Origin of the sequence: Micromonospora mirobrigensis (genome assembly GCF_900091555.1) — a bacterium.
GTDB classification, from domain to species: Bacteria; Actinomycetota; Actinomycetes; order Mycobacteriales; family Micromonosporaceae; genus Micromonospora; species Micromonospora mirobrigensis.
This window is the reverse complement of the sequence record NZ_FMCX01000003.1, coordinates 592,675-616,916: the sequence shown is the minus strand read 5'-3', so window position 1 is coordinate 616,916 and position 24,242 is coordinate 592,675. Positions and strand designations below refer to the sequence as shown.

Below are 24,242 nucleotides of genomic sequence, written 5' to 3'. Positions count from 1 at the left end.
GCGCCAGCCGGTGCAGGCGCCCGCAACACAGCGGCATCGAGAGAAGGAACAGAAGCCACCATGGCGGGACAGAAGATCCGCATCCGGCTCAAGGCCTATGACCACGAGGTCGTCGACTCCTCGGCGCGGAAGATCGTCGAGACGGTGACGCGTACCGGGGCGCAGGTCGCGGGCCCGGTGCCGCTGCCCACGGAGATCAACCGTTTCTGCGTTATCCGCTCGCCGCACAAGTACAAGGACTCGCGCGAGCACTTCGAGATGCGCACGCACAAGCGGCTGATCGACATCATCGACCCGACCCCGAAGACGGTCGACTCGCTCATGCGCCTCGACCTGCCGGCTGGCGTCGACATCGAGATCAAGCTGTAGGGATCGGACAAATGGACAGGCAAGTCAAGGGGATCCTGGGCGCCAAGCTCGGTATGACCCAGGTCTGGGACAACAACAAGGTTGTTCCCGTGACCGTGGTTCAGGCCGGCCCGTGCGTCGTCAGCCAGGTTCGTAGCGCCGAGAAGGACGGTTACTCCGCGGTCCAGCTGGCGTACGGCAAGATCGACCCGCGCAAGGTGAAGAAGCCGGTCAGCGGGCACTACGCGAAGGCGGACGTGGCGCCGCGCCGGCACATCGTCGAGCTGCGCACCGCCGACGCCGGCGACTACTCGCTGGGCCAGGAGGTCACGGTCGAGGAGTTCCCGGCGGGCGTCGTCATCGACGTCACCGGCAAGACCAAGGGCAAGGGCTACGCCGGCCCGATGAAGCGGCACGGCTTCCACGGTCTGCGCGCCAGCCACGGTGTGGAGCGCAAGCACCGCTCGCCGGGCTCCATCGGCGCCTGCGCCACCCCGGGTCGTGTCTTCAAGGGCACCCGGATGGCCGGCCGGATGGGTGGCGTGCGCTACACCGTCCAGAACCTGACCGTCCAGGCGGTCGACACCGAGAACAACCTCCTGCTCGTCCGTGGCGCCATTCCCGGCCCCAAGGGCGCGCTGGTCCTGGTCCGTACCGCGGCCAAGACCAAGGCGAAGAAGGGCGGTGCGGCCAAGTGACCACCGTTGACGTCCTCAACGTCGAAGGCGCCAAGAGCGGCTCCGTCGAGCTGCCCGGCGACATCTTCGACGTCCAGGCGAACGTCGCCCTGATGCACCAGGTCGTGGTGGCCCAGCTCGCGGCGGCCCGGCAGGGCACGCACAAGGCCAAGACCCGCGGCGAGGTCTCCGGCGGCGGCAAGAAGCCGTACAAGCAGAAGGGCACCGGTCGTGCCCGCCAGGGCTCGACCCGCGCGCCGCAGTTCGCCGGCGGTGGCGTGGTCCACGGCCCGGTGCCGCGCGACTACAGCCAGCGGACCCCGAAGAAGATGAAGGCCGCCGCCCTGCGTGGCGCCCTCTCCGACCGGGCCCGCGCCGGCCAGGTGCACGTCGTCGAGGCTTTCGTCTCGGGCGAGAAGCCGTCCACCAAGGCGGCGCTCACCGCGCTGGCGAAGTTCACCGGGGCCCGCCGGGTCCTGGTCGTGCTGAGCAGCGCCGACGAGCTGAACTGGGTGTCGCTGCGCAACGAGCCGCGGGTGCACCTGATCGAGGCCGGCCAGCTCAACACGTACGACGTGCTGGTGGCCGACGACGTGGTCTTCACCAAGGACGCCCTGGACGAGTTCCTCGGGCTGCCGACGGAGGTCGGCCCGGTGGCCGGATCCGCCGAGACCACCGAGGAGGGTGGCAAGTGAGCACGATCGCCGATCCGCGGGACGTCATCGTCGCGCCGGTCGTCTCGGAGAAGAGCTACAGCGAGCTGAACCGGAACTGGTACACCTTCCTGGTGCACCCGGACGCGAACAAGACCGAGATCAAGATCGCTATCCAGCAGATCTTCAACGTCCGCGTCCTGACGGTCAACACGCTCAACCGCCAGGGCAAGCGCAAGCGCACCAAGACCGGCTTCGGTCAGCGCAAGGCCACCAAGCGGGCGATCGTGAAGCTGGCTGACGGAGACCGTATCGAGGCCTTCGGCGGCCCGGTCAGCTGAGGGGTGTAGACAATGGCTATCCGCAAGTACAAGCCGACGACGCCGGGCCGCCGTGGCTCCAGCGTCGCCGACTTCGCCGAGATCACCCGGTCCACGCCGGAGAAGTCGCTGCTGGCTCCGCTGCCGAAGAAGGGCGGGCGTAACGCCCACGGCCGGATCACCACGCGGCACCACGGTGGCGGCCACAAGCGCCAGTACCGTCTGATCGACTTCAAGCGGGTCGACAAGGACGGCATCCCGGCCAAGGTCGCCCACATCGAGTACGACCCGAACCGCACCGCGCGCATCGCGCTGCTGCACTACGCCGACGGCGAGAAGCGTTACATCCTCGCGCCGAAGGACCTGAAGCAGGGCGACGCGGTCGAGTCGGGCCCGAGCGCCGACATCAAGCCGGGCAACAACCTGCCGCTGCGCAACATCCCGGTCGGTACGACGATCCACAACGTGGAGCTTCGTCCCGGCGGTGGCGCCAAGCTGGCCCGTTCGGCCGGCGTCGGCATCCAGCTGCTCGGCCGTGAGGGCGCGTACGCGACCCTGCGCATGCCGTCCGGCGAGATCCGGCGGGTCGACGTCCGCTGCCGCGCGAGCGTCGGCGAGATCGGCAACGCCGACCAGTCGAACATCAACTGGGGTAAGGCCGGCCGCATGCGGTGGAAGGGCAAGCGCCCGACCGTCCGTGGTGTCGCGATGAACCCGGTCGACCACCCGCACGGTGGTGGTGAGGGTAAGACCTCCGGTGGTCGCCACCCGGTCAACCCGCAGGGTAAGCCCGAGGGCCGCACCCGTCGTAAGGGCCAGCCGAGCGACCGGCTGATCGTCCGCCGCCGCTACGCCACGCGTAAGCGCGGCTGAGGGAGATAGAGCATGCCTCGCAGCCTGAAGAAGGGCCCGTTCGTCGACGACCACCTGCTCAAGAAGGTGGAGACGCAGAACGACAAGGGCTCGAAGAACGTCATCAAGACCTGGTCGCGGCGCTCGACGATCATCCCCGAGATGCTGGGGCACACGATCGCCGTGCACGACGGACGTAAGCACGTCCCCGTGTTCGTGACCGAGGCCATGGTCGGGCACAAGCTCGGCGAGTTCGCGCTGACCCGCACGTTCAAGGGTCACGAGAAGGACGACCGGAAGAGCCGCCGGCGCTGACGCCGCGGGCATACGGATAGAGGAACAAGGGGTTACAGCGATGCCAGGAAAGGGCGACGCTCCGGTGCTTCCGGGCGCGCGGGCGGTTGCGCGACACGTGCGCATCTCGCCGATGAAGGCGCGCCGGGTGGTCAACCTCGTCCGCGGCCTGCCCGCGAAGGAGGCGCTCACGGTGCTGCAGTTCGCGCCGCAGGCTGCGAGCGAGCAGGTGTACAAGGTGCTCGCGAGCGCGATCGCCAACGCGGAGAACAACGAGCGGCTGGACCCTGACGCGCTGCTCGTCAGCGAGGCATTCGTCGACGAGGGCCCGACCATGAAGCGGTTCCGGCCGCGTGCGCAGGGCCGGGCCTACCGGATCCGCAAGCGGACCTGCCACATCACCGTGGCGGTCGAGGCGGTCGCGCCGGCTGCGCCGAAGAAGTCGGCGAAGAAGGCCACTCCGGCGAAGCAGGCCGAGGCCGCCGACACGCAGAGCACGACGGAGGGTGCCGAGTAATGGGTCAGAAGGTTCACCCCACTGGGTTCCGGCTCGGCATCTCGACCGACTGGAAGTCCCGCTGGTTCGCGGACAAGCTCTACAAGGACTACATCGGCGAGGACGTCAAGATCCGCCGGATGATGTCCAAGGGCCTCGAGCGCGCCGGGATCTCCAAGGTCGACATCGAGCGCACCCGGGACCGGGTCCGGGTTGACATCCACACCGCCCGTCCGGGCATCGTGATCGGCCGTAAGGGTGCCGAGGCGGACCGGATCCGCGGCGAGCTGGAGAAGCTCACCGGCAAGCAGGTGCAGCTGAACATCATCGAGGTGAAGAACCCCGAGTCGGACGCGCAGCTGGTCGCCCAGGGCGTTGCCGAGCAGCTCTCCAGCCGGGTCAGCTTCCGTCGGGCGATGCGCAAGTCGATGCAGTCCGCGATGAAGAACCCGGTCTGCAAGGGCATCCGGGTGCAGGTCTCGGGCCGTCTCGGCGGCGCCGAGATGAGCCGGACCGAGTTCTACCGCGAGGGTCGGGTTCCGCTGCACACGCTGCGGGCCAACATCGAGTACGGCTTCTTCGAGGCTCGTACGACCTTCGGCCGGATCGGCGTGAAGGTCTGGATCTACAAGGGCGACGCCGTTCCGGGCCGGGAGGCTCCGGCCGAGGCGGCTCCGTCCCGCGGCCCGCGCCGTGACCGTGGCGACCGGCCCGAGCGGCCGCGCCGTGGCCGGTCGGGTTCGTCCGGCACGACCGCCGGTGGCACCGAGGCCGGCCGCGCTGCCGCGACCACCATCGCGCAGCAGGCGGAGACGCCGGCCGGCGACCCGGTGGACGCCGGCGCTGTCGCCGCGGCCGCCACTCAGCCGGCAGAAACGCAGCAGGAGGGCTGACAGATGCTGATGCCGCGCAAGCCCCCGAAGGGCTTCCGCAAGCCGCACCACCCGGACCGCCACGGCGCGTCCAAGGGTGGTAACCGGGTGGTGTTCGGCGAGTTCGGGATCCAGGCTCTCGAGCCGGCGTACGTGACCAACCGGCAGATCGAGTCGGCGCGTATCGCGATGACCCGTCACATCAAGCGTGGCGGCAAGGTCTGGATCACGATCTTCCCGGACCAGGCTCTCACCAAGAAGCCGGCGGAAACCCGCATGGGTTCCGGTAAGGGTTCGCCCGAGTGGTGGGTCGCCAACGTCAAGCCGGGGCGGGTTCTCTTCGAGATGTCCTTCCCCAACGAGCAGATTGCGCGAGAGGCGATGCGTCGCGCGATCCACAAGCTCCCGATGAAGTGCCGCATTGTTACGCGCGAAGTGGGTGAATCCTGATGGCAGCGGGCGTCAAGCCTTCCGAGCTGCGTGAGCTCTCCGAGGAGGAGCTGGTCACGAAGCTGCGTGAGGCCAAGGCGGAGCTGTTCAACCTCCGCGTGCAGGCCGCAACCGGGCAGCTGGACAACAACCGGCGGCTGCAGGTCATCCGTCGGGAGATCGCCCGGATCTACACGATCATGCGTGAGCGCGAGCTGGGTCTCTCGGCCGCGCCGACTGAGGTGACTGCATCATGAGCGAGAACACCACCGCCACCGCGCGGGCCCGCCGTAAGGTGCGTGAGGGCCTCGTGGTCAGCGACAAGATGGAAAAGACCGTCGTGGTCGAGGTCGAGGACCGGGTCAAGCACGCGCTGTACGGCAAGATCATGCGCCGGACCAGCAAGCTGAAGGTCCACGACGAGCAGAACGCTGCCGGCATCGGTGACCGGGTCCTGATCATGGAGACCCGGCCGCTGTCCGCCACCAAGCGTTGGCGGATCGTGGAGATCCTCGAGAAGGCCAAGTAGCGAAGGCTCGAGCTCGGCCGGCGAAACGGTCGGGCGAAGTTCCGCCAGGCTCCGGCCGCCCCCGGGCGGCCGGAGAACCGGCAGACATAGGAGATAGACGTGATTCAGCAGGAGTCGCGACTGCGCGTCGCCGACAACACGGGTGCCCGGGAGATCCTGTGCATCCGGGTTCTCGGTGGCTCCGGTCGGCGCTACGCGAGCATCGGCGACGTCATCGTGGCGACCGTCAAGGACGCGATCCCGGGTGCCGGTGTCAAGAAGGGCGACGTCGTCAAGGCGGTCGTCGTCCGCACCGCCAAGGAGCGGCGTCGGCCGGACGGTTCGTACATCCGCTTCGACGAGAACGCCGCCGTCATCATCAAGGACGGTGGAGACCCGCGCGGTACCCGCATCTTCGGCCCGGTGGGTCGGGAGCTGCGGGACAAGCGGTTCATGAAGATCATCTCTCTCGCGCCGGAGGTGTTGTGACCGTGAAGGTCAAGAAGGGCGACACGGTCGTCGTCATCGCCGGCAAGGACAAGGGTGCCAAGGGCAAGGTCATCGCGGCCTACCCGCGGCAGGACAAGGTCCTGGTCGAGGGCGTGAACCGGGTCAAGAAGCACACCCGCATCAGCACCACCCAGCGTGGCGCCAAGACCGGTGGCATCGTCACCCAGGAGGCCCCGATCCACGTCTCGAACGTGCAGGTCCTGGACTCCGACGGGAAGCCGACCCGCGTCGGTTACCGGATCGACGACAACGGCCAGAAGGTCCGCATCGCGCGTAGCACCGGTAAGGACCTGTGATGACCACGGCTACCGAAACCAAGACCATGCCGCGCCTCAAGGAGCGGTACCGCAACGAGATCGTGGCCAAGCTGCAGGAGCAGCACAACTACGGCAACCCGATGCAGGTGCCGCGGCTGGTCAAGATCGTCGTCAACATGGGTGTCGGCGAGGCCGCTCGCGACGCCAAGCTGATCGACGGCGCGGTCCGCGACCTCGCCACGATCACCGGCCAGAAGCCGCAGGTGCGGCGGGCGACCAAGTCCATCGCGCAGTTCAAGCTCCGCGAGGGCATGCCGATCGGCGCGAAGGTGACCCTCCGCGGCGACCGGATGTGGGAGTTCCTGGACCGGCTGCTGTCGATCGCGCTGCCGCGTATCCGCGACTTCCGCGGTCTCGACGGTCGCAAGCTCGACGGCCACGGCAACTACACGTTCGGTCTGACCGAGCAGTCGGTGTTCCACGAGATCGACCAGGACCGGATCGATCGCCAGCGGGGCATGGACATCACGGTGGTCACCACCGCCACGACCGACGACGAGGGCCGGGCGCTGCTCAAGCTCCTGGGCTTCCCGTTCAAGGAGAACTGAGATGGCCAAGAAGGCGCTGATCATCAAGGCGGCCGCGAAGCCGAAGTTCTCGGTTCGCGCGTACACCCGCTGCCAGCGGTGCGGGCGTCCGAAGGCGGTCTACCGCAAGTTCGGTCTCTGCCGGGTGTGCATCCGGGAGATGGCCCACCGCGGTGAGCTGCCCGGCGTGTCCAAGGCTTCCTGGTAATAGCCCGGCGCGCTCAGCGCGTCAGCTGAACTGTCTCTTCGCCGTAGGCCCCGGGCCCAGCCCGGGGAACCCCGGCGAGAAAGGTTGACGAATTTCATGACGATGACCGACCCGATCGCAGACATGCTCACGCGTCTGCGTAACGCCAACCAGGCGTACCACGATCAGGTGACGATGCCCTACTCGAAGATCAAGGCGAACATCGCCGAGGTCCTCAAGGCCGAGGGTTACATCGCCACCTGGTCGGTCGAGGAGCCCGAGGAGGGTGCCGTCGGCAAGCGACTGGTCGTCGAGCTGAAGTACGGCCAGAACCGCGAGCGGAGCCTGGCCGGCATCAAGCGCGTGTCCAAGCCCGGTCTCCGGGTGTACGCCAAGTCGGACGGGCTCCCGCGGGTGCTCGGCGGGCTGGGCGTGGCGATCATTTCGACGTCCCAGGGACTGCTGACCGACCGGCAGGCCCGCAAGCGGAGCGTTGGCGGGGAAGTCCTCGCCTTCGTCTGGTAACGGGAGACTGGTAGAAATGTCGCGAATTGGACGTAAGTCGATCCCGGTGCCTGCCGGCGTCGACATCACGATCGAGGGCCAGACCGTCAAGGTCAAGGGTCCGAAGGGCGAGCTGTCGCACACGCTCGCCGAGCCGATCAAGGCGGAGCGGGCCGAGGACGGCCAGCTGAACGTCAGCCGGCCGAACGACGAGCGCAAGGCCAAGGAGCTGCACGGCCTGAGCCGTACCCTGGTCGCCAACATGATCGTCGGCGTGACCGAGGGCTACCGCAAGAGCCTGGAGATCGCTGGCACCGGTTACCGCGTGACCGCCAAGGGCAAGGACCTGGAGTTCGCGCTCGGGTTCTCGCACCCGGTGCTGGTCCCGGCGCCCGAGGGCATCACCTTCACGGTGGAGCGGCCGACGCTGTTCCACGTGGCCGGCATCGACAAGCAGCAGGTCGGCGAGGTTGCCGCCAACATCCGGAAGATCCGCCCGCCGGAGCCCTACAAGGGCAAGGGCGTCAAGTACCAGGGCGAGGTCATCCGCCGCAAGGCTGGAAAGGCAGGTAAGAAGTGAGCGCCACGCTGCTCAAGCGCCGCCGCGGCGTCGCCGCCAAGCGTGCCGTCGGGCGTGCGCGCCGGCACTTCCGGGTCCGCAAGAACGTCAACGGCACCGCCGAGCGTCCCCGCCTGGTCGTCACCCGGTCCCTGCGGCACATCACCGCTCAGGTCGTCGACGACGCCAAGGGTCACACCCTGGCGTCGGCCTCGACCCTGGACGCCTCGCTGCGCGGCACCGAGGGCGACAAGAGCGCCCTGGCCGGCAAGGTCGGCGCCCTGCTCGCCGAGCGGGCCAAGGCCGCCGGCGTCTCGAAGGTCGTCTTCGACCGCGGTGGCAACCGGTACGCGGGGCGGGTCGCCGCGCTTGCCGACGCCGCCCGCGAAGCCGGGCTCGAGTTCTAGAAACCCCGTCACGAGAGATAAGGAAGGCTGCTGATGCCAGGTCAACAGCGCCGTGGCGGCGGGTCCGGTGGCAACGAGGGTGGTCGCCGCGACAACCGCCGTGAGGGCGGCCGCGGAAACGCGCCCGTCGAGAAGACCCCGCACCTCGAGCGGGTCGTCGCGATCAACCGCGTCGCCAAGGTCGTGAAGGGTGGTCGTCGCTTCAGCTTCACCGCCCTGGTGATCGTGGGCGACGGCGACGGCACCGTCGGTGTGGGCTACGGAAAGGCCAAGGAGGTGCCCGCGGCGATCGCCAAGGGTGTCGAGGAGGCCAAGAAGCACTTCTTCAAGGTGCCGCGGATCGGTCAGTCGATCCCGCACCCGATCACGGGCGAGGACGCCGCCGGTGTGGTGCTGCTCAAGCCGGCCTCGGCCGGTACGGGTGTCATCGCCGGTGGCCCGGTGCGTGCCGTGCTGGAGTGCGCGGGTATCCACGACGTGCTCTCCAAGAGCCTCGGCTCGTCGAACCCGATCAACATCGTGCACGCCACGGTGGCGGCCCTGAAGGGGCTCGAGTCCCCGGAGCAGGTCGCGGCCCGTCGTGGTCTGCCGGTCGAGGACGTCGCGCCGGCCGCCATGCTGGCGTCGCGGGCGGGGGTGGCTTCCTGATGGCTCGCCTGAAGGTCACCCAGGTCCGGTCCGAAATCGGGGCCAAGCACAACCAGCGGCACTCGCTGCGTTCGCTCGGTCTCAAGCGGATCAATGACGTGGTGGTCAAGGAGGACCGTCCGGAGATCCGCGGCATGATCTTCACGGTCAACCACCTCGTGAAGGTCGAGGAGGTCGAGTAATGACGATCAAGGTCCACCACCTGCGCCCGGCGCCCGGTGCCAAGACCGCGAAGACCCGTGTGGGTCGCGGTGAGGGCTCCAAGGGCAAGACCGCCGGTCGCGGTACCAAGGGTTCCAAGGCCCGCAAGAACATCTCGGCCGCGTTCGAGGGTGGGCAGATGCCCATCCACATGCGCCTGCCGAAGATGAAGGGCTTCAAGAACAAGTTCAAGGTCGTCTTCCAGGTGGTCAACCTGGACCGGCTCGCCGAGCTCTTCCCGAACGGCGGCCAGGTCGGCCCGATCGAGATGGTCGAGGCCGGTGCGGTCCGCAAGGGCCAGCCGGTCAAGGTGCTCGGCACCGGCGACCTCGGTGGTGTGGCGCTCCAGGTGTCGGCGCACGCGTTCAGCGCGTCGGCCAAGGAGAAGATCACCGCCGCCGGTGGCTCCGTCACCGAGCTGTAGGCAGAACCACGGCGCCCGCTCAGTTGTCGCAACTGGGCGGGCGCCGTGGTCTCACCCGGGCCGTGTGCGCCGGGTAACATCGGATCCGGTTTATGTAGCCGGGCGCACCTGCCCGGACCGGGATCGGGCTGTTAGAGTCCCATCCCAGCTATGGATATCGGGCACTCGCCCGGCACCAACCCCGCCCCGCCAGGGTTCACCGGCGGCCCGCCTCGCGCAGGAGGAAGAAGTTGCTGTCCGCCTTTCTCAGTGCGTTCCGTACGCCTGACCTGCGCAAGAAGCTGCTGTTCACAGTAGGCATCATCGCGGTCTACCGGCTGGGTGCCACGCTCCCCAGCCCGGGCGTCTCGTACGCGAACGTGCAGAAGTGCCTCGACAGTCTCCAGGGTGACACCACCGGAGTGCTGAGCCTGCTCGACCTCTTCTCCGGCGGGGCGTTGCTCCAGCTGTCGGTCTTCGCGCTGGGCATCATGCCGTACATCACCGCGTCGATCATCCTGCAGCTGCTGACCGTGGTCATCCCGCGGCTGGAGCAGCTCCGCAAGGAGGGTCAGGCCGGTCAGGCCAAGATCACGCAGTACACCCGCTACCTGACGCTCGGCCTGGGCATCCTCCAGTCCTCGGCGTTCGTGGCGCTGGCCCGCTCCGGGCAGCTCTTCCAGGGCAAGTGTGACCAGTTCCCGATCATCCCCGAGGGCACCGGCATCCCGGACTGGCTGACGCTGACCCTCCTGGTCATGACGATGACCGCCGGCACCGGTGTGGTGATGTGGCTCGGTGAGCTGATCACCGACCGCGGCGTCGGCAACGGCATGTCCGTGCTGATCTTCACCTCGATCGCGGCCCGGCTCCCCAGCGAGGGCTGGAAGATCAAGACCCAGCAGGGTTGGGGCAAGTTCGCCCTGGTGCTCGCGCTGGTCCTGCTGGTCATCACCGCGGTCACCTTCATCGAGCAGGCGCAGCGCCGGATCCCGGTCCAGTACGCCAAGCGGATGATCGGCCGGCGGATGTACGGCGGCACCTCGACCTACATCCCGCTGAAGGTGAACCAGGCCGGTGTCATCCCGGTCATCTTCGCCTCGTCGCTGCTCTACCTGCCGCAGCTGGCGCTGCAGTTCTTCGACCAGAACAACCCGGGCAAGACCCAGGCCTGGATCCAGAACAACATCGTCGCGCCGGCCAGCCCGCTGCACATCGCGATCTACTTCCTGCTGATCATCTTCTTCACGTACTTCTACGTGTCGATCACGTTCAACCCGACCGAGGTCGCGGACAACATGAAGAAGTACGGCGGCTTCGTGCCGGGCATCCGCCCGGGCAAGCCGACGGCTGAATACCTCGACTTCATCCTCAGCCGGATCACCCTGCCGGGTGCGCTCTACCTGGGCATCGTCGCGGTCCTGCCGAACTTCTTCTTCATCTGGCTGAACAACCAGCAGTTCCAGAACTTCCCGTTCGGCGGCACCGCTGTGCTCATCATGGTCGGCGTCGGTCTGGAGACCGTGAAGCAGATCGAGAGCCAACTCATGCAGCGGAACTACGAAGGGTTCCTGCGGTAGATGCGACTCGTTCTGGTTGGCCCGCCGGGCGCGGGCAAGGGCACACAGGCGGAGTTCATCGCCGCTCACCTCTCGGTGCCGAAGATCTCGACCGGTGACATCTTCCGGGCGAACGTCTCGCAGGGCACGCCGCTGGGCGTCGAGGCCAAGCGGTACATGGACGCCGGCAAGCTGGTCCCGGACGAGGTGACCATCAACATGGTCCGGGAACGGCTCGCCGAGCCCGACGCGGCCGAGGGCTTCCTGCTCGACGGTTTCCCGCGGACCACGCCGCAGGCCGCCGCGCTGGACAAGCTCCTCGCCGACCTGGGCACCGCGATGGACCTGGTGCTGGAACTGGTCGTCGACGACGACGAGGTGATCCGGCGGCTCGCCGGTCGGCGTACCTGCCGCGGCTGCGGCAAGATCTGGCACGTCGAGTTCGACGCCACCACCCGGGACGGGGTCTGCGACCGCTGCGGCGCCGAGCTGTTCCAGCGCGACGACGACAAGCCGGAGACCATCGCCGCCCGGCTCCGCGAGTACGCGGAGAAGACCGCGCCGCTGGTGGACTACTACGGCGCCCAGGGCAAGCTGGTGGGCATCGACGCCACCGGCCCGGTGGAGGACGTCACCGTCCGCGCCATCGACGCCCTCCGCTCGTACGGCGGCTGACGTACCGCCGGTCCGCCGGCGGATAGAGTGCGAACAGCGGGGTACGCGAGACGTGCCCCGCTGTTCCGCGCAACGAAAGGTATCGCCTCCATGCGTCGTCACCAGCTGGACATCCAGCTGAAGACCCCGGACCAGATCGAGAAGATGCGCGCCGCCGGCCTGGTGGTGGCCGAGGCGCTGCGCCGGATGCGGGAGGCGGTCGCCCCGGGCGTCAGCACCGCCGACCTGGACGCGATCGCCGAGTCGACGATCCGTGAGGCCGGGGCCGTTCCCTCCTTCAAGGGCTACCACGGCTTCCCGGCGTCGATCTGCTCGTCGGTCAACGAGCAGGTGGTGCACGCCATCCCGGCGGCCGACCAGGTGCTTCGCGACGGCGACCTGATCTCGATCGACTGTGGGGCGATCCTCGACGGCTGGCACGGCGACGCGGCCATCACCGTCGGGGTGGGTGAGGTCGACCCGGCGCTGCTGAAGATGACCGCGGTGGCCGAGGACGCGATGTGGGCCGGTATCGCCGCCGCCGCGCGGGGCGCCACCAACGGCCGGGGCCGGTTGACGGACATCTCGCACGCGGTGGAGAAGGCCGTCCGGCGCGGCGGCCGGTACGGCATCGTCGACGGCTACGGCGGGCACGGCATCGGCACCGAGATGCACCAGGACCCGCACGTGCTCAACCACGGTCGCCCGGGTCGCGGGCCCCGGCTGGTGCCCGGTCTGGCGCTGGCGATCGAGCCGATGATCACGATGGGCTCGCCGCGCACCGTGGAGCTCTCCGACGGCTGGACGGTGATCACCCGCGACCGGTCGATGGCCGCGCACGTGGAGCACTCGATGGCGCTGCTGGACGACGGCGTGTGGGTGCTGACCGCGTTCGACGGCGGCCGGGGCCGGCTGGGTGATCTGGTCACCGCACGCCAGCCCGTCGGTTCCCCCGCGATCTGACCCGTCCCCCCATCGCCTCCAGGACCCGACTCCGGGGACAGCAGGGGCGGCTGGGCCTCACCTGCCGCATCCCGAGCCGATCAAGCCGTGGTGAGCCCCCTCGGCGCGACGGTCACCCCCGGCTGCTCGAGGACGGCCGGTGGTGCCCCCGCCGTCGCGGGGGGCCACGAGTGGCGCTCCGGTGGCATGCTGGGCGGCATGGACGCGCGGGACGGGATGCGGGCGGCCGACGCTGACCGGCAGGAGACGGCGGATCGGCTCCGGGTGGCACTGGAGGAGGGCCGGCTCGACCTGCACGAGTACGACGAGCGCCTCCAGAGGGCGTACGCGGCGAAGACCTACGGCGAGCTCGACGGCGTGCTGGCGGACCTCCCCGGCGCCGGCGCGGTCGGCGGTCCGGTTCCGGTCCAGCCCGGCGCCCACCGGCCGGGTACGGTCGTCGGGGCGGAGCCGGAGCCTCCGGTGGCCCAGGTCACGTCCGGCACGCGGGAGGTCGCCACCGGCACGGGTCACTGGCTGCTCGACGAGTGGTCGTCCTGGCTGCGGGTCGCCGCCATCCTGACCGCGATCTGGCTGCTCTCCTCGCTCGGTGACCGGGACATCGACGGCTACTGGCCGGCCTGGGTGCTCGGGCCGTGGGGCGCGGTGCTGTTGTTCCGGACCGCGGGCGGGCTGGCCACCGGGGAACCGGCCCGGGCGGCGGCGCGCCGCGTGGAACGGCGCCGGCGGCGGCAGGCCCGGCGGGGCCGCGGGCACTGACCGCGACGGCCCCGACGAGGGCAGGTTCGCTCCGGCGGGTGACAGGCCGGGTGGCCGGTTTGGCGACGGCCCGCGGGCGGGCGTACACTTTCAGATCGGCGCACAGCGTCCACTCCGGCATGCCCACCCTGCGCTTCGGTGGGAGCTGGAGCCGCGGCTGGCGCGGACTGTCCGATCTTGGTCGGGCGGTCCGTGTAAGGCGTTGTGAGCCGTCCGGAGCAACCGACGTCAGGACAGCGGAGGACATGCCGAAAAAAGACGGAGCCATCGAGATCGAGGGTCGGGTCATCGAGCCCCTGCCGAACGCCATGTTCCGGGTGGAGCTCGCGAACGGTCACAAGGTGCTGGCTCACATCAGCGGCAAGATGCGGCAGCACTACATCCGCATCCTGCCGGAGGACCGTGTCGTCGTCGAACTCTCGCCGTACGACCTGACCCGCGGGCGCATCGTCTACCGCTACAAGTAATCCTGACGGCGGCCGGGACGTCCCCGTGTCCGTCTTCGACGTCCGGCGTCGCGCGTGATCGTGCCTCCGGGCCAGATGGGAAGTAAGGCAACCGTGAAGGTCAAGCCGAGCGTCAAGAGGATCTGCAACAAGTGCCGGGTCATTCGCCGGCACGGCCGGGTCATGGTCATCTGCACCGACCCGCGCCACAAGCAGCGCCAGGGCTGAACCATTCGCACCGGTCGTGACAACGGCCGGTCGGACCGGTCCGGGCCGCAGGTCCAGCACACATCACCAAGCTCGTCCCAGCCGCGAGCGGTACGCAGTGCGTACTCCCTCGTGGTTGACCCCCGGTCGGAGGCCGGGGCCCGCTCGGGCAACGACCACTCCCGGTCGCCGGCGCCACATGCGTCGGAAGGACGGGACGGTCGGTAGCGGGATGGGACGGGTCCACACCTCCGCCACACATCACGAGGAGTACGCCCGCACATGGCACGTCTAGTCGGCGTCGACCTCCCCCGCGAGAAGCGGATGGAGATCGCGCTCACCTACATCTTCGGCGTGGGCCGCACCCGCGCCCTGGAGACGCTCGCCGCGACCGGCATCTCGCCGGACAAGCGAGTCCGGGACCTCACGGACGAGGAGCTGGTCGAGCTCCGAAACCACATCGAGGGCAATTTCAAGGTTGAAGGCGACCTGCGCCGCGAGGTCGCCGCTGACATCCGCCGCAAGGTCGAGATCGGCTGCTACGCCGGCATCCGCCACCGCCGTGGCCTGCCCGTGCGTGGCCAGCGGACCAAGACCAACGCGCGGACCCGCAAGGGCCCGAAGCGGACCGTCGCCGGCAAGAAGAAGCCCGGCAAGAAGTAACTAGGAGCGCACAGACTTATGCCACCGAAGGCTCGTGCCGGAGCCGCTGTCAAGAAGGTCCGGCGCAAGGAACGCAAGAACGTCGCCCACGGGCAGGCGCACATCAAGAGCACCTTCAACAACACCATCGTGTCGATCACCGACCCGACCGGTGCCGTCATCTCCTGGGCCTCCTCCGGCCAGGTGGGCTTCAAGGGCTCCCGCAAGTCGACTCCGTTCGCCGCGCAGCTGGCCGCCGAGGCCGCCGCGCGTCGGGCCATGGAGCACGGCATGCGCAAGGTCGACGTGTTCGTCAAGGGCCCCGGCTCCGGCCGGGAGACCGCCATCCGTTCGCTGCAGGCCGCCGGCCTCGAGGTCGGGCAGATCTCCGACGTCACGCCGCAGCCGCACAACGGATGCCGTCCGCCCAAGCGTCGTCGGGTCTGAGAGGTAGAGAGAGATGGCTCGTTACACCGGTGCTGACTGCCGCCGTTGCCGGCGGGAGAAGATGAAGCTGTTCCTCAAGGGCAGCAAGTGCGATGGTCCGAAGTGCCCGTTCGAGTCCCGGCCGTTCCCGCCCGGGCAGCACGGCCGCGGCCGCACGAAGGAGACGGAGTACCTGCTCCAGCTCCGTGAGAAGCAGAAGGCCCGTCGTGTCTACGGCGTGCTGGAGAAGCAGTTCCGCGGCTACTACGAAGAGGCCGTGGGCAAGAAGGCCAAGACCGGTGAGGTTCTGCTCCAGATCCTCGAGTCGCGGCTGGACAACGTGGTCTACCGGGCCGGCTACGCCCAGTCCCGGGACATGGCCCGCCAGCTGGTCAAGCACGGCCACTTCACCGTGAACGGCAAGAAGGTCGACATCCCGTCGTTCCGGGTGAAGGAGCACGACATCATCGAGGTCCGGGGCAAGAGCAAGGAGCTCACCCCGTTCATCGTGGCGCAGGCCCAGGCCGGCTCGAAGACCGTCCCGGCGTGGCTCGAGGCGATCCCCAGCCAGATGAAGGTTCTCGTGCACTCGCTCCCGGCCCGCCAGGTGATCGACACCCAGGTCCAGGAGCAGCTGATCGTCGAGCTCTACTCCAAGTAAGGGCTCGTTGCGGTGGCCCGTCCTCACCGGGGCGGGCCACCGGAACAGTTTGTGTCGTGGGCGTCAAATAGCGGGCGCCCCGGAAGAGAAGAGAAAAGATGCTCATCAGCCAGCGACCGTCTCTCTCCGAAGAGTCGATCAACGAGACCCGCTCCCGGTTCACCATCGAGCCGCTGGAGCCGGGCTTCGGCTACACCCTCGGCAACTCGCTGCGGCGCACGCTGCTGTCGTCCATCCCGGGCGCGGCGGTCACCTCGATCAAGATCGACGGTGTGCTGCACGAGTTCACCACGATCCCCGGGGTCAAGGAGGACGTGGTCGAGCTCGTCATGAACATCAAGGAGCTGTGCGTCAGCTCCGAGCACGACGAGCCGGTCAGCATGTACCTGCGCAAGCAGGGCCCGGGCGACGTGACCGCCGGTGACATCCAGCCCCCGGCCGGTGTCTCGGTGCACAACCCGGACCTGAAGCTCGCCACCCTCAACGGCAAGGGCCGGCTCGACATGGAGCTGACCGTCGAGCGGGGTCGTGGCTACGTCACGGCGGCGCAGAACAAGCAGTCGGGCGCCGAGATCGGCCGGATCCCGGTGGACTCGATCTACTCGCCGGTGCTGAAGGTGACCTACCGGGTCGAGGCGACCCGTGTCGAGCAGCGTACCGACTTCGACCGGCTGATCATCGACGTCGAGACCAAGCCGTCGATGGGCCCGCGTACCGCGCTGGCCTCCGCCGGTTCGACGCTGGTGGAGCTCTTCGGGCTGGCCCGGGAGCTGGACGAGACCGCCGAGGGTATCGACATCGGGCCGTCCCCGCAGGACGCCCAGCTCGCGGCGGACCTGGCCCTGCCGATCGAGGAGCTGGACCTCACCGTCCGCTCCTACAACTGCCTCAAGCGCGAGGGCATCAACTCCGTTGGTGAGCTCATCGGGCGTACCGAGGCCGACCTCCTCGACATCCGGAACTTCGGGCAGAAGTCGATCGACGAGGTCAAGATGAAGCTCGCCGGGATGGGTCTGGGTCTGAAGGACTCGGCTCCGAACTTCGACCCGGCGCACGTCGTGGACGCCTTCGGTGAGGCCGACTACGACACCGACGACTACCGCGAGACCGAGCAGCTCTAACCCCGGCTGCCGCCACATCTGAGGAGCACCAACAATGCCCACGCCCACCAAGGGCCCCCGCCTCGGCGGCAGCCCCGCGCACGAGCGGCTCATGCTGGCCAACCTGGCCACTGCGCTGTTCCAGCACGGCAAGATCCAGACCACCGAGACGAAGGCCCGGCGGCTGCGTCCGCTGGCCGAGCAGCTCATCACCAAGGCCAAGCGCGGCGACCTCGCGTCCCGTCGGCGGGTGGCGGGCGTCGTCAAGGACAAGGACGTGGTCTACGCCCTGTTCGACCAGATCGCGCCCCGGTACGCCAACCGCAACGGTGGCTACACCCGGATCGTGAAGACCGGTCCGCGCAAGGGTGACGCCGCTCCGATGGCGGTCATCGAGCTGGTGGAGGAGCTTCAGGTCGCCGAGCCCAAGGCGAACAAGAAGACCGCCGCCCGCAAGGCCGCGCAGCAGGACAAGGTCGAGGCCCTGGCCCCGGCCGAGGAGACCCCGAAGTCGACCTCGGCCGACGCCGAGACCGACCAGGACTCCGAGGCTCCGGTCTCCGCCTCCGGTGACACCGCCGCCGCCCGCGAGGACAGCGACGAGGCCACCGAGAACGAGAACAAGGCCTGAGCGCAGGCAGCAGCATCGTCGGGCCCGGCATCCCCCACGGGGTGCCGGGCCCGACGCATGACAGGGGGTACGAGGTGGACGAGCGGATCCGGCTGCGGCTGGACGTCTCCTACGACGGCACCGACTTCTCCGGCTGGGCCGTCCAGCCGAACCGGCGCACCGTGGCCGGGGTGCTCGTCGAGGCGCTGGACCTGGTGCTCGGCGCCGGTACGGCGAGCGGGCTGACCGTGGCCGGCCGGACCGACGCGGGGGTGCACGCCACCGGTCAGGTCTGCCACCTCGACCTGCCCGCCGCCGTCTGGCGGGAGCACGACGGGCTGCTGCTGCGCCGGCTGGCCCGGCTGCTCCCCGGCGACGTCCGGGTACGCGCCATGACCGAGGTGGCGACCGACTTCGACGCCCGCTTCTCGGCGACCTTCCGCCGCTACGAGTACCGGGTGACCGACGCGCCGTGGGGCGCCGAGCCACTGCGCCGCCGGGACACCCTGGCCTGGCCGAAGCCGCTGGACCTGGCCGCGTTGAACGCCGCGGCGGCCGGCCTGGTGGGGGAACACGACTTCGCCGCGTACTGCCGGCGCAAGGAGAACGCCACCACGGTGCGCGAGGTGACCCGGTTGGACTGGCGGCGGGACCCGGACGGGATCCTGGTCGCCACCGTGCAGGCCGACGCGTTCTGCCAGAACATGGTGCGCAGCCTGGTCGGGGCGATGCTGGTGGCCGGGGACGGTCGACGGCCGGTCCAGTGGCCGGGGAGCCTGCTCAGCCGTCGGGAGCGGTCCAGCGAGGTGACGGTCGCGCCGGCGCACGGCTTGGCCCTGGTCGAGGTGGGCTATCCCACCGACCCGGCCGGGTACGCCGGCCGCGCGGAGGTCACCCGCCGACTGCGGGTGCCGGTCGCCGAGGGCTGATTCCCGGCCCGGGTGCCACGCCGGGTGGACGTCCAGCCGGTAGGCACCGGCCCGGTCATCCGGGGGGAGCCGCGCGGTCGTCCGGGCGTCCCGTCGCCGGTCAGGTGCCGCCGTCGGTGCCGGTGGAGGAGCCGCCGTCGGGTTTCGTGCCGCGGTCGCTGTCGGAGGTCGCCGAGGGCTCATCGATGGCCGAGGGCTCGCCGGTGGGTCGACTCGCCGTTCCGCCGGCCGCCCGCCGCTCCAGCACACCCTGGTTCAGGTACAGCTCGATCATGTCGTAGAGGATCTCCCGGGCGGTCGGGTCGCCGGCCTTGACCGGCTTGCCGTCGGCCCGGGTGACCAGGCAGTAGGCGATGTAGTGGCCGCGTACCTGCCAGCCGACCCGGGCGGCGGCCCGGACGACCGCCTCGGTGCCGTCGCCGGCCAGCAGGCCGCGGAAGCGGCCCTGCCGCTCGTCGAGCATCGGCCGGATCCGGTCCCGGGTCCGCTCGGCGCTGGCCCGGTCGGTCAGGTTGAACAGCCCGGTGGTGAGCAGGTGGTCGCCGTCCGGGGAGCGGAGGGTCGCGCGGACCACCTGGTTGCAGCCGAGCCGGACCAGCAGGTCGGCGACCTCGCCGGTGGCGGCCACCGCGCAGCCGTTGCTGGCCTGCGCCTTCAGCACGCGGTAGGCCGGCCGGCCGTCGGCGACGACGAGGGCCCGGCCGGGGAAGACCTCCTTGACCGTCAGTGGCGACTGGTCGGTGTCCCGGGAGTCGAGGTCCTGGCGATTGTCGGGGCTGGTGTCGGGGGACGGCAGCGCGGCCGGTTGGTTGGTCCGGGTGGGCTGCGGGTCGGCGGTCCGGTCGGTGAGCAGCGCCGCGGCGCCGAGGCCGCAGAGCGCGAGCAGCACCAGCACCGCGGCGCCGCCGACCAGCGCCTGCCACAGCCGCCCGCCGCCGCGGGCGTCGGTCGCCCGGCGGGACCGGGGCAGGTCCAGCGGTTCGATGGTGGCGTAGCCGCGGACGCGCGGGGCCTCCACCGGCTCGGCGGCGTACCCGTGGACGTGGTCCGGCGGCCGGGGGGAGGAGACCGGTCCCGGCAGGGCGGCCCGGCCGGTCGGCGCGGGAGTCGGCCCGGACTGCGGGAGGGCGAGTCGGTCGGCCCGGGGCAGCGAGGGCGTCGGGAAGCGGGACGGCGAGGGGCCGGCGGTCGGTGGGCGACCCGCCACTGGCCCGGCCGGTTCACCGTCGGGGAGTGGGTACTCGTAGCCGTCCTCGTCGGACTCGTGCCGATACACCATGGGGGACAGCGTAGGGTTCATTGTCCCTTTAGAGGTTAATATCCGTAAATTGCGGTGCGAGTCCTTCCAGAGGGTACGCCCGTACCGTCCGGGGAGCGTCGCACCGGCGGTGCGAGAATGAGGCGTGACCGGGGACCACTACTTCAGCACCGCACCCTCGACCGCCGGGAAGCCCCGCGAGGTCGAGTTCTCCGTCGCCGGGCGCGACTACACGCTGCACTCCGCCGGCGGGGTCTTCTCCGCCGACCGGCTCGACCCCGGCACCGCGGTGCTGCTGCGCAAGGCGGAGCTGCCCGACCCCGACACCACCGGCGCCCTGCTCGACCTCGGCTGCGGTTTCGGACCGATCAGCTGCGTGCTGGCCAGCACCGCCCCCGCCGCCACCGTCTGGGCGGTCGACGTCAACGAACGGGCCCGGGCGCTGACCGCCGCGAACGCCGAACGGGTCGGCGCCGCCGGACGGATCCGCGCCGTCGCCCCCGACGACGTACCGGGCGACGTGACGTTCACCCAGCTCTGGTCGAACCCGCCGATCCGGATCGGCAAGGCCGAACTGCACGAACTGCTGCGCCGCTGGCTGCCCCGGCTCGCCCCGGACGGCGTCGGCTGGCTGGTCGTCGCCCGGCACCTCGGCGGGGACTCGTTGCAGCGCTGGCTCGTCGACGAGCAGGGCTGGCAGGTCGACCGGACGGCCAGCCAGAAGGGCTACCGGGTGCTGCGCGTCACCCGTAATTGAATGTCGCTCCCGGCGGCGGTTCGGGCACGATGCCGGCGTGGGATACGTGGACGTGGCAGGGGTCGGGCACATCCTGCCCGACGGTCGGGAACTCCTCACCGACGTGTCGTTCCGGGTCGGTGAGGGCGCCAAGGTCGCCCTGGTCGGGCCGAACGGCGCCGGCAAGACGACCCTGCTGCGGATGGTCGCCGGCGACCTGCCGGTGACCACCGGCGCCATCGCCCGCTCCGGCGGGCTCGGCGTGATGCGGCAGTTCATCGGCATGATCGGCGACGAGTCCACCCTCGCCGACCTGGCTCTGTCGCTGGCCCCACCCGCGCTGCGCGACGCCGGCCGCCGGCTGGTCGACACCGAGACGGCCATGCGGTCGGCCGAGATCCGCGGCAGGTACAGCACCGCCGCCGGCAAGGCCCAGCTGGCGTACGCGGACGCGCTCGCCGCCTGGGGCGAGGCCGGCGGGTACGACGCCGAGGTGCTCTTCGACACCGTCACCACCATCGTGCTCGGCCTGCCCTGGGACGCCGCCCGGGACCGGCCGGTGCGGACCCTCTCCGGTGGGCAGCAGAAGCGCTTCGCGCTGGAGCTGCTGCTCCGCGGCCCCGACGAGGTGCTCCTCCTCGACGAGCCGGACAACTTCCTCGACGTGCCCGGCAAGCGCTGGCTGGAGGCTCGGCTGCGCGAGTCCGCCAAGTCGGTGCTCTACGTCTCGCACGACCGGGAGCTGCTGGCGCGTACCGCCGACCGGGTGGTCGCCGTCGAGGGCGGCAGCGCCTGGGTGCACCCGGCGGGCTTCGCCAGCTGGCACTCCGCGCGGGTGGCCCGGCACGCCCGCCTCGACGAGCTGCGCAAACGCTGGGACGAGGAACACCAGAAGCTGCGCGAGCTGATGCTGATGTACAAGCAGAAGGCCGCGTACAACTCGGACATGGCGTCGCGCTACCAGTCGGCGCAGACCCGGCTGCGCCGGTTCGAGGAGGCCGGGCCGCCGCCCGTACCCCCGAAGGACCAGGACATCCGGATGCGGCTGACCGGCGGGCGGACCGGCAAGCGTGCGGTGATCGCCGAGCAGCTGGAGCTCGACGGCCTGACCTACCCCTTCGACCTGGAGCTCTGGTACGGCGACCGGCTCGCCGTGCTCGGCGCCAACGGGACCGGCAAGTCGCACTTCCTGCGGCTGCTGGCCCGCGGCGGCACCGACCCGGACCCGGCCCACACCCCGGTCGGCGCCGCCGCCCTGGCCCCGGTCGCCCACGCCGGGGTGGTACGCCTCGGCGCCCGGGTCCGCCCCGGCCACTTCTCCCAGACCCACGACCGGCCGGAGCTGACGGAGAAGTCGCTGGTCGACATCCTCTGGCGGGGCGACGAGCACCGGGCCGGGATGGACCGGCACGCGGCGATGGCGGCGCTCGGCCGCTACGAGCTGGCCGGCCAGGGCGACCAGCGGTTCGGCAGCCTCTCCGGCGGCCAGCAGGCCCGGTTCCTGGTCCTGCTGCTGGAGCTCTCCGGGGCGACCCTGCTCCTGCTCGACGAGCCCACCGACAACCTGGACCTGGCCTCCGCCGAGGCCCTGGAGGCGGGGCTCGCCGCATTCGCCGGCACGGTGGTCGCGGTCACCCACGACCGCTGGTTCACCCGCACCTTCGACCGGTTCCTGCTCTTCCGTGGCGACGGGGACGTGGTGGAGGTCCCCGAGCCGGTCTGGGACGTGGCGTGATCGACGCGGAGCTGGCGGCGCGGATCTGCGACCTCGACCGGGTACGCCGTACCTGGGCCGACTGCCGCGCCGGCCGCTACGAGGTGGGGGTTCAGCCGGGGCACCCGCTCGGCTTCTACTCCCACGCGTACGCCGGCGAGGTGGCGCTGTGCCGGGTGCTGGCCGACCCGACCGGCGAGCTGGCCGCGCTGCGCGCGGAGACGGCGGCGTACCCGCCGGCGCTGGGCGAGGCGCTGCGGGGCGGCGGCTGGGAGGCCGGTTTCCTGGTCGACAACGCCGCCAAGGCGGCCTCCGCCGGGGACAGCGGGTACGTGGCCGGCTGCCTGTTCCGGGCGGTCGGCGTGCTCGTCCAGGCGTTGCACGGGCGGGCCGGGCGTTGGCTGGTCAACGAGAAGGGCATGATCGCCTCCGCCGGCCGGCTGCCCGGTGCGCCACCGGACTTCACCTCCCGGGCGCAGGCGCTGCTCGGTTCGGTCGGCCGTACGCCGGAGGAGCTGGCGGCGACCGTCGACGCCGCGCGGCGGCTGGTCGCCGACGTGCTCGGCTGAGCCGCCCCGTTTCGGCGCCCGGCCTGGCCACGGCGCGGTCCGGCCCGGCGTGGTCCGGTGGCCCGCTGCGGTGCGGCCTGGTCGGCGTGGCCGGGCTGGCCGGCCGGGGGCCGGCATAGGGTGGGACGCGTGACTGAGATGACCTACCGCCGGCTGGGCGACTCCGGGCTCGTGGTGTCCGTGGTCGGCATCGGCTGCAACAACTTCGGCCGCAAGCTCGACCTCGACGGCACCCGGGCGGTGGTCGACGCCGCCCTCGACGCCGGCATCACCCTCTTCGACACCGCCGACATCTACGGCGAGCCGCAGGGCGGCTCCGAGGAACTGCTCGGCCAGGCGCTCAAGGGCCGCCGGGACGACGTCGTGCTCGCCACCAAGTTCGGCATGGACATGCACGGCCTCAACGGGCCGGACTTCAACGCCCGCGGCTCCCGCCGCTACATCACCCGCGCGGTGGAGGCGTCGCTGCGCCGCCTCGGCACCGACCACATCGACCTGTACCAGATGCACGAGCCGGACCCGGAAACGCCGATCGAGGAGACCCTCGCCGCGCTGGACGACCTGGTCCGCGCCGGGAAGGTCCGCTACCTGGGCAACTCCAACTTCGCCGGCTGGCAGATCGCCGACGCCGACTGGGTGGCCTCCTCCACCGGACGGTCCCGCTTCGTCAGCGCCCAGAACCACTACTCGCTGCTGGAACGCTCCGTCGAGGCCGAGGTGATCCCCGCCTGCGAGCGCTTCGGGCTCGGCATGCTGCCGTTCTTCCCGCTCGCCAACGGGCTGCTCACCGGCAAGTACCAGCGCAACTCCGCCCCGCCCGCCGGCAGCCGGCTCGCCGGTGGTGGCCGGTACGCCCAGCGCCTCGCCGCCGCCGACTGGGACACCATCGAGGCCATCGAGGCGTACGCGGCCGAGCGCGGGATCGGCATGCTCCAGGTGGCCATCGGCGGGCTGGCCGCCCGGCCCGCGGTGACCTCTGTCATCGCCGGCGCCACCACCCCCGAGCAGGTACGCGCCAACGCCGAGGCTGGCACCTGGCAGCCCACCGACGAGGACCTGGCCGCCCTCGACGCCATCCTCTGACCGCACGCCCCGACGCCCCGACGCCCCGACACCGCCGCGGTGCCGGGGCGTCGGTGTGCGCAGGAAGGAATGTCAGGCGGCGCGGAACCCGGGCGGACGAGGGCATCCGGACAGCATGGCGTGACGACCCGGCCACCGTCAGTCCCGAAGTTCCACTCGGGACGGTGGGTGGGAAAAACGTCACCCGGTCTTCCGCCGGCCACGGGGGACGTCG

The 24,242-nt window shown here is 70.3% G+C and carries 38 protein-coding genes; 37 read left to right on the top strand and 1 reads right to left on the bottom strand.

The window, feature by feature from the left end:
- The first annotated feature begins 60 nt into the window (after positions 1 to 60).
- From rpsJ to truA, 33 genes are all read left to right on the top strand, one after another.
- Complete coding sequence (gene rpsJ / locus GA0070564_RS14060) at positions 61 to 369, top strand: 30S ribosomal protein S10 (RefSeq protein ID WP_007073037.1); 309 nt, start codon at positions 61 to 63, stop codon at positions 367 to 369.
- 11 nt (positions 370 to 380) lie between these two features.
- Positions 381 to 1,046 carry a 50S ribosomal protein L3 gene (gene rplC, locus GA0070564_RS14055; RefSeq protein ID WP_091608865.1) on the top strand — a complete coding sequence of 222 codons (666 nt, stop codon included), beginning with the start codon at positions 381 to 383 and terminating at the stop codon, positions 1,044 to 1,046.
- Positions 1,043 to 1,720, top strand: coding sequence for a 50S ribosomal protein L4 (rplD, locus tag GA0070564_RS14050; RefSeq protein WP_091608864.1), 678 nt, complete (start codon positions 1,043 to 1,045; stop codon positions 1,718 to 1,720). The genes rplC and rplD overlap by 4 nt, the downstream gene beginning before the upstream one ends.
- On the top strand, positions 1,717 to 2,019 hold the full coding sequence (rplW, locus tag GA0070564_RS14045; protein ID WP_067301418.1) for a 50S ribosomal protein L23: 303 nt from the start codon (positions 1,717 to 1,719) through the stop codon (positions 2,017 to 2,019). Before rplD ends, rplW begins: the two co-directional genes overlap by 4 nt.
- A 12-nt stretch (positions 2,020 to 2,031) precedes the next feature.
- Complete coding sequence (gene rplB, locus GA0070564_RS14040) at positions 2,032 to 2,871, top strand: 50S ribosomal protein L2 (RefSeq protein ID WP_091608862.1); 840 nt, start codon at positions 2,032 to 2,034, stop codon at positions 2,869 to 2,871.
- A gap of 12 nt (positions 2,872 to 2,883) precedes the next feature.
- On the top strand, positions 2,884 to 3,165 hold the full coding sequence (gene rpsS / locus GA0070564_RS14035; RefSeq protein WP_007073032.1) for a 30S ribosomal protein S19: 282 nt from the start codon (positions 2,884 to 2,886) through the stop codon (positions 3,163 to 3,165).
- Positions 3,166 to 3,205: 40 nt separating this feature from the next.
- Positions 3,206 to 3,661 (top strand): 50S ribosomal protein L22, encoded by a 456-nt coding sequence (gene rplV / locus GA0070564_RS14030; protein ID WP_091608860.1) that lies wholly within the window; start codon positions 3,206 to 3,208, stop codon positions 3,659 to 3,661.
- Positions 3,661 to 4,533 (top strand): 30S ribosomal protein S3, encoded by an 873-nt coding sequence (rpsC, locus tag GA0070564_RS14025; RefSeq protein ID WP_091608857.1) that lies wholly within the window; start codon positions 3,661 to 3,663, stop codon positions 4,531 to 4,533. The genes rplV and rpsC overlap by 1 nt, the downstream gene beginning before the upstream one ends.
- A gap of 3 nt (positions 4,534 to 4,536) precedes the next feature.
- On the top strand, positions 4,537 to 4,962 hold the full coding sequence (gene rplP / locus GA0070564_RS14020; protein WP_073834927.1) for a 50S ribosomal protein L16: 426 nt from the start codon (positions 4,537 to 4,539) through the stop codon (positions 4,960 to 4,962).
- Positions 4,962 to 5,198 carry a 50S ribosomal protein L29 gene (rpmC, locus tag GA0070564_RS14015; protein ID WP_013288628.1) on the top strand — a complete coding sequence of 79 codons (237 nt, stop codon included), beginning with the start codon at positions 4,962 to 4,964 and terminating at the stop codon, positions 5,196 to 5,198. Before rplP ends, rpmC begins: the two co-directional genes overlap by 1 nt.
- Positions 5,195 to 5,470 (top strand): 30S ribosomal protein S17, encoded by a 276-nt coding sequence (gene rpsQ / locus GA0070564_RS14010; protein ID WP_091608855.1) that lies wholly within the window; start codon positions 5,195 to 5,197, stop codon positions 5,468 to 5,470. The genes rpmC and rpsQ overlap by 4 nt, the downstream gene beginning before the upstream one ends.
- A gap of 99 nt (positions 5,471 to 5,569) precedes the next feature.
- A complete protein-coding gene (gene rplN, locus GA0070564_RS14005) occupies positions 5,570 to 5,938 on the top strand; it encodes a 50S ribosomal protein L14 (RefSeq protein WP_007465279.1) in 369 nt (122 codons plus the stop codon).
- Complete coding sequence (gene rplX / locus GA0070564_RS14000; RefSeq protein ID WP_007465276.1) at positions 5,935 to 6,255, top strand: 50S ribosomal protein L24; 321 nt, start codon at positions 5,935 to 5,937, stop codon at positions 6,253 to 6,255. The genes rplN and rplX overlap by 4 nt, the downstream gene beginning before the upstream one ends.
- Positions 6,255 to 6,824 carry a 50S ribosomal protein L5 gene (rplE, locus tag GA0070564_RS13995; protein WP_091608851.1) on the top strand — a complete coding sequence of 190 codons (570 nt, stop codon included), beginning with the start codon at positions 6,255 to 6,257 and terminating at the stop codon, positions 6,822 to 6,824. Before rplX ends, rplE begins: the two co-directional genes overlap by 1 nt.
- Before the next feature lies 1 nt (position 6,825).
- Entirely contained in the window at positions 6,826 to 7,011 is a 186-nt protein-coding gene (locus GA0070564_RS13990) for a type Z 30S ribosomal protein S14 (RefSeq protein ID WP_007465272.1), read from the top strand.
- Positions 7,012 to 7,107: 96 nt separating this feature from the next.
- Complete coding sequence (rpsH, locus tag GA0070564_RS13985; RefSeq protein ID WP_073828943.1) at positions 7,108 to 7,515, top strand: 30S ribosomal protein S8; 408 nt, start codon at positions 7,108 to 7,110, stop codon at positions 7,513 to 7,515.
- A 16-nt stretch (positions 7,516 to 7,531) separates the two neighbouring features.
- The gene (gene rplF, locus GA0070564_RS13980; protein WP_091608849.1) at positions 7,532 to 8,074 is read left to right on the top strand and encodes a 50S ribosomal protein L6; all 543 of its coding nucleotides are present in this window, start codon (positions 7,532 to 7,534) and stop codon (positions 8,072 to 8,074) included.
- Positions 8,071 to 8,460 (top strand): 50S ribosomal protein L18, encoded by a 390-nt coding sequence (gene rplR / locus GA0070564_RS13975; RefSeq protein ID WP_091608846.1) that lies wholly within the window; start codon positions 8,071 to 8,073, stop codon positions 8,458 to 8,460. The genes rplF and rplR overlap by 4 nt, the downstream gene beginning before the upstream one ends.
- Before the next feature lie 33 nt (positions 8,461 to 8,493).
- Positions 8,494 to 9,108 (top strand): 30S ribosomal protein S5, encoded by a 615-nt coding sequence (gene rpsE / locus GA0070564_RS13970; RefSeq protein ID WP_091608844.1) that lies wholly within the window; start codon positions 8,494 to 8,496, stop codon positions 9,106 to 9,108.
- Positions 9,108 to 9,290, top strand: coding sequence for a 50S ribosomal protein L30 (gene rpmD / locus GA0070564_RS13965; protein ID WP_091608841.1), 183 nt, complete (start codon positions 9,108 to 9,110; stop codon positions 9,288 to 9,290). Before rpsE ends, rpmD begins: the two co-directional genes overlap by 1 nt.
- On the top strand, positions 9,290 to 9,733 hold the full coding sequence (gene rplO / locus GA0070564_RS13960) for a 50S ribosomal protein L15 (RefSeq protein ID WP_088973234.1): 444 nt from the start codon (positions 9,290 to 9,292) through the stop codon (positions 9,731 to 9,733). The genes rpmD and rplO overlap by 1 nt, the downstream gene beginning before the upstream one ends.
- Positions 9,734 to 9,963: 230 nt before the next feature.
- A complete protein-coding gene (gene secY / locus GA0070564_RS13955; protein ID WP_091608838.1) occupies positions 9,964 to 11,292 on the top strand; it encodes a preprotein translocase subunit SecY in 1,329 nt (442 codons plus the stop codon).
- Entirely contained in the window at positions 11,293 to 11,946 is a 654-nt protein-coding gene (locus GA0070564_RS13950; protein ID WP_091608836.1) for an adenylate kinase, read from the top strand.
- Positions 11,947 to 12,036: 90 nt separating this feature from the next.
- Complete coding sequence (map, locus tag GA0070564_RS13945) at positions 12,037 to 12,888, top strand: type I methionyl aminopeptidase (protein ID WP_091608833.1); 852 nt, start codon at positions 12,037 to 12,039, stop codon at positions 12,886 to 12,888.
- Between the two features lie 198 nt (positions 12,889 to 13,086).
- A complete protein-coding gene (locus tag GA0070564_RS13940) occupies positions 13,087 to 13,647 on the top strand; it encodes a DUF1707 SHOCT-like domain-containing protein (protein WP_245669969.1) in 561 nt (186 codons plus the stop codon).
- Positions 13,648 to 13,892: 245 nt separating this feature from the next.
- A complete protein-coding gene (gene infA, locus GA0070564_RS13935; RefSeq protein WP_007073013.1) occupies positions 13,893 to 14,114 on the top strand; it encodes a translation initiation factor IF-1 in 222 nt (73 codons plus the stop codon).
- Positions 14,115 to 14,207: 93 nt separating this feature from the next.
- Positions 14,208 to 14,321, top strand: coding sequence for a 50S ribosomal protein L36 (rpmJ, locus tag GA0070564_RS13930; protein ID WP_012184307.1), 114 nt, complete (start codon positions 14,208 to 14,210; stop codon positions 14,319 to 14,321).
- A 261-nt stretch (positions 14,322 to 14,582) separates the two neighbouring features.
- Positions 14,583 to 14,963, top strand: coding sequence for a 30S ribosomal protein S13 (gene rpsM, locus GA0070564_RS13925; RefSeq protein ID WP_091608831.1), 381 nt, complete (start codon positions 14,583 to 14,585; stop codon positions 14,961 to 14,963).
- 18 nt (positions 14,964 to 14,981) lie between these two features.
- The gene (gene rpsK, locus GA0070564_RS13920; protein WP_014440747.1) at positions 14,982 to 15,389 is read left to right on the top strand and encodes a 30S ribosomal protein S11; all 408 of its coding nucleotides are present in this window, start codon (positions 14,982 to 14,984) and stop codon (positions 15,387 to 15,389) included.
- Between the two features lie 13 nt (positions 15,390 to 15,402).
- Positions 15,403 to 16,029, top strand: coding sequence for a 30S ribosomal protein S4 (rpsD, locus tag GA0070564_RS13915; RefSeq protein ID WP_088973230.1), 627 nt, complete (start codon positions 15,403 to 15,405; stop codon positions 16,027 to 16,029).
- Between the two features lie 98 nt (positions 16,030 to 16,127).
- Positions 16,128 to 17,150, top strand: a complete 1,023-nt coding sequence (locus GA0070564_RS13910) for a DNA-directed RNA polymerase subunit alpha (protein ID WP_091608828.1) — start codon at positions 16,128 to 16,130, stop codon at positions 17,148 to 17,150.
- Positions 17,151 to 17,184: 34 nt separating this feature from the next.
- Complete coding sequence (gene rplQ, locus GA0070564_RS13905) at positions 17,185 to 17,760, top strand: 50S ribosomal protein L17 (RefSeq protein ID WP_091608825.1); 576 nt, start codon at positions 17,185 to 17,187, stop codon at positions 17,758 to 17,760.
- 74 nt (positions 17,761 to 17,834) lie between these two features.
- On the top strand, positions 17,835 to 18,668 hold the full coding sequence (truA, locus tag GA0070564_RS13900) for a tRNA pseudouridine(38-40) synthase TruA (RefSeq protein WP_091608822.1): 834 nt from the start codon (positions 17,835 to 17,837) through the stop codon (positions 18,666 to 18,668).
- 100 nt (positions 18,669 to 18,768) lie between these two features.
- On the opposite strand, the gene GA0070564_RS13895 is transcribed toward truA, so the two are convergent.
- Positions 18,769 to 19,947, bottom strand: a complete 1,179-nt coding sequence (locus tag GA0070564_RS13895) for a hypothetical protein (RefSeq protein ID WP_091608820.1) — start codon at positions 19,945 to 19,947, stop codon at positions 18,769 to 18,771.
- 124 nt (positions 19,948 to 20,071) lie between these two features.
- Here GA0070564_RS13895 and GA0070564_RS13890 point away from each other — a divergent pair, with 124 nt between their 5' ends.
- The 4 genes from GA0070564_RS13890 to GA0070564_RS13875 all read left to right on the top strand — a co-directional run bounded on the left by GA0070564_RS13890 (position 20,072) and on the right by GA0070564_RS13875 (position 24,028).
- Positions 20,072 to 20,683 carry a class I SAM-dependent methyltransferase gene (locus tag GA0070564_RS13890; protein WP_091608818.1) on the top strand — a complete coding sequence of 204 codons (612 nt, stop codon included), beginning with the start codon at positions 20,072 to 20,074 and terminating at the stop codon, positions 20,681 to 20,683.
- A gap of 37 nt (positions 20,684 to 20,720) precedes the next feature.
- Entirely contained in the window at positions 20,721 to 22,397 is a 1,677-nt protein-coding gene (locus GA0070564_RS13885; RefSeq protein WP_091608816.1) for an ABC-F family ATP-binding cassette domain-containing protein, read from the top strand.
- Positions 22,394 to 22,945, top strand: coding sequence for a hypothetical protein (locus GA0070564_RS13880; RefSeq protein ID WP_245669968.1), 552 nt, complete (start codon positions 22,394 to 22,396; stop codon positions 22,943 to 22,945). Before GA0070564_RS13885 ends, GA0070564_RS13880 begins: the two co-directional genes overlap by 4 nt.
- 138 nt (positions 22,946 to 23,083) lie before the next feature.
- The gene (locus GA0070564_RS13875) at positions 23,084 to 24,028 is read left to right on the top strand and encodes an aldo/keto reductase (protein ID WP_091608814.1); all 945 of its coding nucleotides are present in this window, start codon (positions 23,084 to 23,086) and stop codon (positions 24,026 to 24,028) included.
- The last annotated feature ends 214 nt before the right edge of the window (positions 24,029 to 24,242 follow it).